Consider the following 8,834-nt stretch of genomic DNA (forward strand, 5'->3'; position numbering starts at 1 on the left):
TGTGAAAGTAGGTCATCGTCAGGCTATTACAGCAAGAAACGCCCAGTCCTGCGGACTGGGCGTTTTCTTTAGCGCTTCATCAAAGCTTTAAAGAAAACGCAAAACGTTTTTATGTGTGCTAAAAAGCGTATATGCATCCGCTCAACCATTCTTAATTGATATCGGTAGACCGGCAACCATAGTTCCCACCAATAGCAATAGATGGACACCATCGAAGACTCTAAACGGCTATGTCTGAATTAGCTGTTGAAAGATGCCCACCCCTGTCCTAAAGGTAAGCACGCGGCGATCCCATGTTGACCGTTGCCGGTCACCTGGTTGTTAGAGCCGATCCAATCTTGACCACCAGGGGGTGCGGTGGAAAACTTGGACTACTTGGAGGTAGTTCATGTACTCGTACGAAGACCGCATTCGAGCAGTCAAGCTCTATATAAAGCTCGGGAAACGCACTGGAGCGACGATTCGACAGTTGGGTTATCCGACAAAGAATAGTCTCAAGAGCTGGCACCTGGCATTCGAACAAGGCCAGGATTCTCCAGCTGGTTACGTTCGCTCATGGCAGAAGTATTCTGACGGTAAGCGCGCGGCGAACCCATCTTGAACTGAGCCGTTCCGTCTCGCAAGATCGTGTGCACGCAACAGATCGTGCACACCATGCTCAAAGAATCAGAGATTTCCAGATACCCGACCCGGCGCACGCATCGGACTTACACGCCTGAGTTCAAGGCTGAGTTGGTGAGAGCCTGCCAACAGCCCGGTGCCTCCATCGCGGCATTGGCAGGGCTGCAGGGCATGAACGCCAACGTGCTGCACCGCTGGCTCAAGGAACACCAGCGCAGTGGCTGCCATCAGCTGGCAAAGCCCAGCATACCCAGCATCCCGCAGACCCCACCCCCGGCTCCCGCATTCGTTGCACTCGCGTTACCCCCGGTCACTCCTATGCACCGGGAACAGAAGATCAAGATTGAGCTGCGAAAGGGGGCGCTATCCATGACGGTGACGTGGCCCATGAGTGCAGCAGCAGACCTGGCGTAAGCGTCCAGCCATCCCATCTTGAAACGTCGTCAGGTTCATAGGAGTCTCGTGTCCACCTCAACTCTTGGTGGACACGTGAACACTATCTCCGAACAAGCAGTTGGCAATCGTCGACGCCGTCGCATTCACAGCGACGAATTCAAAGCCGCTGTCGTGGCATCGTGCCTGCAGCCTGGCATTTCCATGGCCGCAGTGGCGATGGCCAATGGCATCAACGCGAACCTGCTGCGGCGCTGGGTGCATGAAGCCGAGATGCACGGCGACGCCGATCAGGCCCCCCGTGTCAGACTAGTTGTCGCCCCATCATGATTGCGGAAGCCCCGCACGGGATCGACATCTATGAGCAGAAATTTATATTCCATTGAATTCCAGGAACAGGCCCTGATCAAAGTCAGGGATCGCGGCACGCGCAGCGTGCTGGACGTAGCAGCAGATTTACATATGTCTGTTGGCACGTTGAGAAAATGGATTGGCAAATCCAACCAGGCGAAGGCTGATGCGAGTGACCCCGCAGCCACGCTGCCCGATGACTTGCCAGCGCAATCTTGGGGAGGATTCACGTTGTTGGAAAAGCGGGCGGTGTACAGCACTCACAAGAGCTCAAGCAGCCGGCAGTTATTGAGCTGTGTACTCGGCAGACAAGTGCACAAGCCGTTGCTCAAAAGCTGGCCGTGAGCAGGCCGACGTTGTACAAATGGAAGAATCAGTTACTCGGCCCTGAAGTGCCCGCATCCATGAAACTCCATAACGATTCACCGCCGGATCCTCAGCGAACAGACCTGGAGCGGCAAGTTGAATCGCTTCGACGTGACATCCGGCAATTGCAGCTTGAACACGATCTTTTGAAGAAGGCGAACGAACTATTAAAAAAAGGCCTGGGCGTCCACCTGCCACTCCTGAGCAACCGGGAGAAGACGTTGCTGGTTGATGCCCTGAGAGAAACGTATGTGCTGGCGGAGCTCCTTGCCGAACTTGACCTAGCGCGCAGCTCCTACTTCTATCATCGAGCACAGCTGCTGGGTGCCGATAAGTATGCAGAGGCGCGCCTCGCCATCACCGACATCTTCGAACGCAATCACAGTTGCTACGGGTAACGTCCCACGATGTTCTTTAGAAGCTTTAGATTGCTTCGTCCAACATCGACGTTGAGTGCTTGTCACGATGGCCGAAGTCCCTGAAGGGGCTTGGGCGCAGTGGCGCGCAATCAACAGCCATCCCAGCGCAGTGGCCTTCCGACATGAGAGTCAGAAACTACGCCAGAAAACAAAAAAGCAGCCTGTTTTACGGGCTGCTTTTTCGAATACTCCCTGCTAACCTGTTGATTAGTAAGAAGATTTTTTGGTGGCCCGGGGCGGAATCGAACCACCGACACAAGGATTTTCAATCCTCTGCTCTACCGACTGAGCTACCGGGCCAAGACTTAAATTATATACCGAAATTAAACCCGTTTTCCACGGGTGAGATCAACTCCTAATTGTTTTAATTTGCGATATAGGTGGGTACGTTCTAAACCGGTTTGTTCTGCAACGCGGGTCATTGAGCCGCCTTCTTGAGCGAGATGAAATTCAAAGTAGGCTTTTTCAAAACCATCACGGGCTTCTCTTAGTGGCTTGTCCAAATCAAACGTTTGTTGTGACTGGGGTCCCTGGTTGCTATTTGTCGATAACATCCCTGGCGCGCTACTCGCCAGCTCCATGGGTACGACCCGGCCGTCTGGATGGTTTGGCAGGGGCAGCACAGGAACCGCTTTACGGGTGACATTGCGTGTCAGCGCCTGCTCCACGGCTTTGAGTAGCTTTTGCAGGGTGATCGGTTTTTCTAAGAACGAATAGGCACCGATACGGGTGGCTTCTACTGCTGTGTCGATGGTGGCGTGGCCACTCATCATGATGACCGGCATGGTGAGTGCACCAGTGGCCGCCCATTCTTTGAGAAGCGAAACACCGTCGGTGTCGGGCATCCAAATATCGAGCAGTACCAAGTCCGGGCGTGATTGCTGCCGTGCAATACGGGCCTCGGCCGCATTTTCTGCGAGTTCGACGTTGTGCCCCTCATCGTTCAAAATTTCAGAAAGCAGGTCGCGGATACCCAGTTCATCGTCAACTACCAGAATGTTTGCCATGATTGAAGCACGCGTCCCCGGGTGAAAATACAGCGTATAGCTGTTGTTAAGTTGCCACTTTAAGGTGGATGGCGAATGATAACGATACTTGCGCCCCTTCCACCACACCGTTAACGATACGGTTAGATAAGTCGATGCGCGCACCATGTTCATCGGCAATTTTTTTCACGACGGCCAGCCCTAAACCTGTGCCACGGCTCTTGGTGGTCACATACGGCTCAAAGGCGCGCTTGAGGATGTGCTCTGGGAAGCCGGTACCATGGTCTAAAACCACCAGACGGACGCGCTGGGTCGCTGCAGCCCATTGGGTGCGCAGAATAACGCTACTAGGTACCAGCCCAGGCTTGCGCGCGGCTTCAGTGGCATCCTGCGCGTTTTGCAGCAGGTTGTGGATGACCTGGCGCAGTTGCTCTGCATCGCCAAGGATCATGGGGCATCCGCCTTCGAGCTGCGCGACGACATGGACGGTTGCCGTATCGTGTTCATAGAGTTGCAGTACGTCCTGCACCAATAGATTCAAGTCCAGTGGCTTGAGGTCGGCAGCTGGAAGGCGGGCGTAGTCGCGGAACTCATTGACCAGGCGCTTCATGGCATCGACTTGGTCGACGATGGTCTTGACCGATTTTTTGAGTAACGCCTGCTCGGGCTCACCAAGCTTGCTCAAAAGCTTCATCTCCAGGCGCTCAGCGGACAGCTGGATGGGTGTCAGCGGATTCTTGATTTCGTGGGCCAGGCGGCGCGCAACTTCGCCCCAGGCCTGGGCCCGTTGGGCAGACACAATTTCAGAGATATCATCAAAGACTAATAGCCTGTTTCTGCCCGGTAACTCTGCACCTCTAGCTACTAAAGTAATAGCATCCTGTGAGAATGGCGATTGCGTGGCATTGAGCTCAAAGGATTGCTGCCAATGGTCGAGACCATGGTGGATTTGCTCACTTAAAAACGCTGAAAACTGCGCGTGCACTCCCTGGGCAAAATCGCCCATGCCGTCAACGTCTGCCAGCGGTTTGCCTTCCAGCGCAGCCAGGGGCACGCGCAATATACGGGTGGCACCAGGATTGCTGGATTGGATGGTACCTGCCGCATCCAGCACGATGACACCGGAGGTGAGGTTGTCCAAAATGGTTTGCAGGTTGGAACGGGCGGCGCTGACCTGCGCCATGCTCTGGTCTACCGCGGACCGGGCATCGGACAGTTGCTGTGTCATGTCGGCAAATGACCGGGTCAGGCCGCCCAACTCGTCACGGCCTTGCCATACGGCTTTAGGTGTCAGGTCTCCGCCTGCCACCTGGCGCACGCCGTCGGCTAAAAGCAGCAGGGGACGGGCGAGCTGGTTACCCAGTAACACCGCCAGCAGCACGGCACCAAATACCGCCAGAAACAGACTCAAGGTTAGCGTGCCGATATACATGCGCTTCAGGCCGGTGCGGGCAAGCGCCCGTTCCTGGTATTCCCGGTTGGCGGTTTGTACCGCCATGGCATTGGCTACCAGCGGCGCGGGGAGGCTTTGCACTACTTGTAAAAACCGCGGTTCCGCCAGCAAACCCACCCCCTTGCTGGATACCAAGGCCAAGGCTTTGATGTGGGCGACGGGCGGCTCTGTACCAAGTGTCGGCGCTACATCATCGAGTCCTTCAATGGCCGCCACCGCCCTCTGTGTGCGTACGTTGCGTAGCTGCTGCGGGCTGGGGCGTTCAGGATTGAGCAGAAAACGCGATTCGCCCACACTGGCTATCAATTGCCCGCTTGCGCTCCACAGCATCACATCGCTGACATCCAGTTGGTCGCGGATATGTTCCAGCGTCAGTCCGGCGGCCGCATCGGGCACGCCAGACAACTGCCCGCTGGCGTTACGGGCTTTGTCGGCCAAATTGTTGGCCAGGATGTCGAGGGTGGCGCGTCCCAGGTTGACGCCCGAATCGAGAGCCGTTTCCACTTTCACATCGAACCAGCTCTCGATAGAGCGGGAGACAAATTGGTACGACACCACATAAATCAGCAAACCCGGCATCAAGCCCACCAGCGCAAAAATAGTGGCTAGTTTCACCAACAGGCGGCTGCCAAATTTGCCGCGCCGCAGGCGAATCCAAAGCCGGATCGCCATCCAGGTGATGACTGCCAGCAGCACGCCTGCGACCACTACGTTTACCGCAAACAGGCGGGCATAGTTGCGCTCGTACATCTCTCGGTTGTTGGTGGACTGGGTGAGCAGCAACAGCAGTATCAGCCCAATGGCCATCACGACCACCGCGCCCACCACCCAGGCCCAGCGCATGGCGCGTGGATTGCTCAGTGTGCGGTATTTGGATGCCGTTGTATCGGCAGGCGACGGGTTCACTTGGCTGCGTCCGGCGTGAGGCGCAGGTTACGGCTGCCAGACAGACTCCAATCAGACTGGCCCATGGCACCGATCTGGAAAGGGCGAGGTAACTGCGACACGTCGAGGCGGAAGCTGAATTCAGCATGCGTTTTTCCGTCAAAGTCGATGTCGTTGGCATCCGCAATGCGCCAGCGCGAAAAGCGTTGCATATTGGCCAGGGCATCGGCTAGGGACTCGAAGTTTTGGTTCAGCACCACGCCCAGGCCGCTATTGCCCATGGCCGTCGGCCCTACATTCAAACGCCAGCGCCGGGTCAGTGGCTGGTAGGCAAGCCGCATGTATCGGGCCTGGCTGGCGACCGATTTGTCAGACCAGTACCAGCGGTCTCGCAGCACCTCGATTTCTGCCACAAAGAACATCGGAATGCCTTTGTGCAGTGCATCTTCGACAAGGCTGGGCAGGTCAAATTTCAAATTGGCCGAAAAAAATACCCCGGATTCATTGCGCTCAATCTGCATCTGGTTGATTTCTACCAGGGTGCTTTGAGCCCGAGCAAACGGCAGATAGCACAGCAGAAGATAGACGCACAGGCGCAGCCAAACCCATTTAGGTCGCATGTTTTTCCAGCAAGGCGTAAAAGAATCCATCGTTGTCACAGACGCGATTGTCTGGGACAGTTTCTGCCAAATCCCATGTACGGGGCTGTAAATGGCCGGGAGACGGTAGCAAACGGGCATCGGTGTGGTGTGCAAGAAACGTTTCGATCTGGTCTTGCCCTTCAGCCCGGAATACCGAGCAGGTGCAGTAGAGCAAACGGCCCCCGGAACGCACCAGAGGCCAGAGTTGCTTTAACAGGCTCGCCTGGAGGCGGGCCAATTGTGCAATATCTGTTTCACGGCGTAACCAGCGCACATCGGGGTGGCGGCGCACGATACCCGAAGCCGTGCACGGCGCATCCAGCAAGATGGCATCGAATGGACGGCCATCCCACCAGGTGGCAGGCTGGTTGGCATCGGCTACCAGCACATTGGCTTGCAGGCCCTGGCGCTGCAGGTTGTGCCGGATGCGTTCACAGCGGATGGTGTCGATATCCAGTGCCGTGACTTCGGCCTGCACCAGTTCCAGCAGGTGGACCGTTTTGCCGCCGGGAGCGGCACAGGCATCCAGAATGCGCAGTGGTTGTGCCGTGTCCATGCCGCTGAGCAGCAGCGGTGCCGCGATCTGGGCGGCGGCATCCTGGACTGACACCGCTCCGTCTGCGAAGCCTGGAATGTCCTGTACGGGCCGGGCTCTGGCCAAGGCCACGCCCGAGTCGCCCACAAGGTTTGCTTCAATATTAATAGCTGCTAGCGCAGATAGAGTCTGCGCTGGAGTCGATTTTCTTACATTAACACGTAAAGTCATCGGGGCATGCTGGTTGTTCGCATGCAAGATGTCTTTCCAGCGCTGTGGCTGTTCATTTTTCAACCGCTGTATCCACCAGCGGGGGTGGTTCCACACAGCGACCGGGTCACGGTCAGTTGCGCTGACCAGCGCGTCGCGCTCCCGCAAGAACCGGCGCAGGCAAGCATTGATGAAGCTGGCTTGGGCTTTGGCGGGGCCTCGGTTGGCGGCTTCGACGGTTTGGTCTACCAGCGTGAAGGCTTCATAAGGCGCATCGGCCTCTTGCCAGACCAGGGCCAGCGCGGTGCACAGCAAAGCATCGGCGGCCGGTGGGGGCGGGCGCTTGGCCAACTGAGCCCGCAAGGCTTCTGCGCGGCCTAGGTTGCGCAGGCTGTGGAACACCAGCGACTGCACGCCAGGGCGCAGTAGGCTGTCCACTGCCGCCAAGGCCGGTGTGGCGGAAGTCCCATTGCGAATGGCGTGCAAAACTTCTGCCGTAGCCAGCAGTTGGCGCCACAACGGAATCTGCGTGGTTTGGCCGGGGTGTGCGGTGCGCTCTGGAGCGTTGGAACGGGTCATATAGTCAAGAATCGTTGGAGGTGAGGCGACCGTAGAGAAGGCGTTCATGCGCCATGCCGCACACATAAAAAAACACCCCAACTCCGCCAGCGGCGGACTTGGGGTGCCTGTGTCACTAAGAGTTTCTAAGTGACATGACGCGGGGCACGCAGCCGGCGTTATTCGTGCGATGAGCCTTCATTGGCTTCCAGCAAGGACGTGGCTTCTTGCGCATCCGCCAACTCCGCAGCTTCGGACTCGGCGATGGCGCGGCGCTCGGCGTCGTCCATCAAGTCCTTGGCCAGGCGGGCCTGGTGGTAGGCCATACCGGTGCCGGCAGGGATCAGGCGGCCAACGATCACGTTTTCTTTCAGACCACGCAGCTCGTCGCGCTTGCCCATGATGGCGGCTTCGGTCAACACACGCGTGGTTTCCTGGAAGGACGCGGCGGAGATGAAGCTATCAGTGGACAACGAAGCCTTGGTAATACCCAGCAGCAAGTTGGTGAATACCGCGGGGATCTTGCCTTCGGCACGCAATGCGTCGTTGGTGTCAAGCATTTCGCTGCGTTCCACCTGTTCGCCATTGATGTAACCAGAGTCACCAGCGTTCTCAACCACCACCCGGCGCAGCATCTGACGCACGATCACTTCGATGTGCTTGTCGTTGATCTTCACGCCTTGCAAGCGGTACACGTCCTGCACTTCGTCCACGATGTAGCGGGCCAGCTCTTCCATGCCCAGCAAGCGCAAGATGTCTTGTGGGTCGGCGGGGCCGTCCACAATGTTTTCGCCCTTGTTGACCACTTGGCCTTCGTGCACCAGGATGCTCTTTTCCTTGGGGATCAGTTCGTCCCAGACCGTACCTTCTGGATCGGTAATCTGCAGGCGAACCTTGCCCTTGGTTTCCTTACCGAACGACACGGTACCGGTCATTTCGGCCAGCATGCCCTTGTCTTTCGGCGTACGCGCTTCAAACAGCTCGGCTACACGTGGCAAACCGCCGGTAATGTCGCGTGTCTTCTGGCCTTCGATCGGGATACGGGCCAGCACTTCGCCGCGGCCTACGTCCTGACCGTCGCGCACCTGGATCAGTGCACCGATAGGGAAGCCAATGGTCACCGAGTGGTCGGTGCCCGTGATCTTCACTTCGTTGCCGTTCGCGTCGATCAGCTTGACCTGCGGACGGATCACCTTGGCGGCTCCTCGGCGCTTCGGATCGATGACCACCATGGTGGACAAGCCGGTCACTTCGTCCACTTGGCGGGCGACCGTCAGACCTTCTTCCACATTCTCGAATTTGCTCATACCGGCAAATTCGGTAATGATGGGACGGGTCAACGGATCCCAGTTAGCCAGGATCGTGCCGGCCTTGACCACCTGGTCGGCCGTAACCGCCAGGATCGCACCGTATGGC

General features: G+C 57.3%; 8 protein-coding genes, 1 tRNA gene and 3 pseudogenes. 6 read left to right on the top strand and 6 right to left on the bottom strand.

Annotated features, from left to right (window positions below):
• Window positions 1-388 precede the first annotated feature (388 nt).
• The 5 genes and pseudogenes from ABI213_RS01950 to ABI213_RS01970 all read left to right on the top strand — a co-directional run.
• Window positions 389-589: pseudogene (locus ABI213_RS01950) on the top strand (transposase); the annotation flags it as partial.
• Window positions 590-654: 65 nt separating this feature from the next.
• Window positions 655-1,035, top strand: coding sequence for a transposase (locus ABI213_RS01955; protein WP_348025886.1), 381 nt, complete (start codon window positions 655-657; stop codon window positions 1,033-1,035).
• Window positions 1,036-1,110: 75 nt separating this feature from the next.
• Window positions 1,111-1,344, top strand: a complete 234-nt coding sequence (locus ABI213_RS01960; protein WP_348025888.1) for a transposase — start codon at window positions 1,111-1,113, stop codon at window positions 1,342-1,344.
• Between the two features lie 30 nt (window positions 1,345-1,374).
• Entirely contained in the window at window positions 1,375-1,710 is a 336-nt protein-coding gene (locus ABI213_RS01965; RefSeq protein ID WP_348025898.1) for a hypothetical protein, read from the top strand.
• Window positions 1,596-2,126, top strand: a pseudogene (locus tag ABI213_RS01970) (transposase); the annotation flags it as partial. The gene ABI213_RS01965 and the pseudogene ABI213_RS01970, both read left to right, overlap by 115 nt.
• Window positions 2,127-2,374: 248 nt before the next feature.
• On the opposite strand, the gene ABI213_RS01975 reads toward ABI213_RS01970, so the two are convergent.
• The 3 genes from ABI213_RS01975 to ABI213_RS01985 all read right to left on the bottom strand — a co-directional run bounded on the left by ABI213_RS01975 (window position 2,375) and on the right by ABI213_RS01985 (window position 5,432).
• Window positions 2,375-2,450 (bottom strand) — tRNA-Phe (locus ABI213_RS01975).
• A gap of 23 nt (window positions 2,451-2,473) precedes the next feature.
• Window positions 2,474-3,157 carry a response regulator gene (locus ABI213_RS01980; RefSeq protein WP_348025890.1) on the bottom strand — a complete coding sequence of 228 codons (684 nt, stop codon included), beginning with the start codon at window positions 3,155-3,157 and terminating at the stop codon, window positions 2,474-2,476.
• A gap of 46 nt (window positions 3,158-3,203) precedes the next feature.
• On the bottom strand, window positions 3,204-5,432 hold the full coding sequence (locus ABI213_RS01985) for an ATP-binding protein (RefSeq protein ID WP_348025896.1): 2,229 nt from the start codon (window positions 5,430-5,432) through the stop codon (window positions 3,204-3,206).
• Between ABI213_RS01985 and ABI213_RS01990 the strand changes: the two genes are divergently transcribed.
• Window positions 5,389-5,514: a hypothetical protein gene (locus ABI213_RS01990; RefSeq protein ID WP_348025900.1), complete on the top strand. Its 126-nt coding sequence runs from the start codon at window positions 5,389-5,391 to the stop codon at window positions 5,512-5,514. The genes ABI213_RS01985 and ABI213_RS01990 overlap by 44 nt on opposite strands.
• Here ABI213_RS01990 and ABI213_RS01995 read toward each other — a convergent pair.
• From ABI213_RS01995 to ABI213_RS02005, 3 genes and pseudogenes are all read right to left on the bottom strand, one after another.
• Window positions 5,492-6,094, bottom strand: a complete 603-nt coding sequence (locus tag ABI213_RS01995) for a DUF4390 domain-containing protein (protein ID WP_348025892.1) — start codon at window positions 6,092-6,094, stop codon at window positions 5,492-5,494. The genes ABI213_RS01990 and ABI213_RS01995 overlap by 23 nt on opposite strands.
• The gene (rsmB, locus tag ABI213_RS02000) at window positions 6,084-7,439 is read right to left on the bottom strand and encodes a 16S rRNA (cytosine(967)-C(5))-methyltransferase RsmB (RefSeq protein WP_348025894.1); all 1,356 of its coding nucleotides are present in this window, start codon (window positions 7,437-7,439) and stop codon (window positions 6,084-6,086) included. The genes ABI213_RS01995 and rsmB overlap by 11 nt, the downstream gene beginning before the upstream one ends.
• A gap of 158 nt (window positions 7,440-7,597) precedes the next feature.
• Window positions 7,598-8,834: pseudogene (locus tag ABI213_RS02005) on the bottom strand (DNA-directed RNA polymerase subunit beta'); the annotation flags it as partial.

It is taken from the genome of Rhodoferax sp. (assembly GCF_039922535.1).
Classification (GTDB): domain Bacteria; phylum Pseudomonadota; class Gammaproteobacteria; order Burkholderiales; family Burkholderiaceae_C; genus Rhodoferax_B.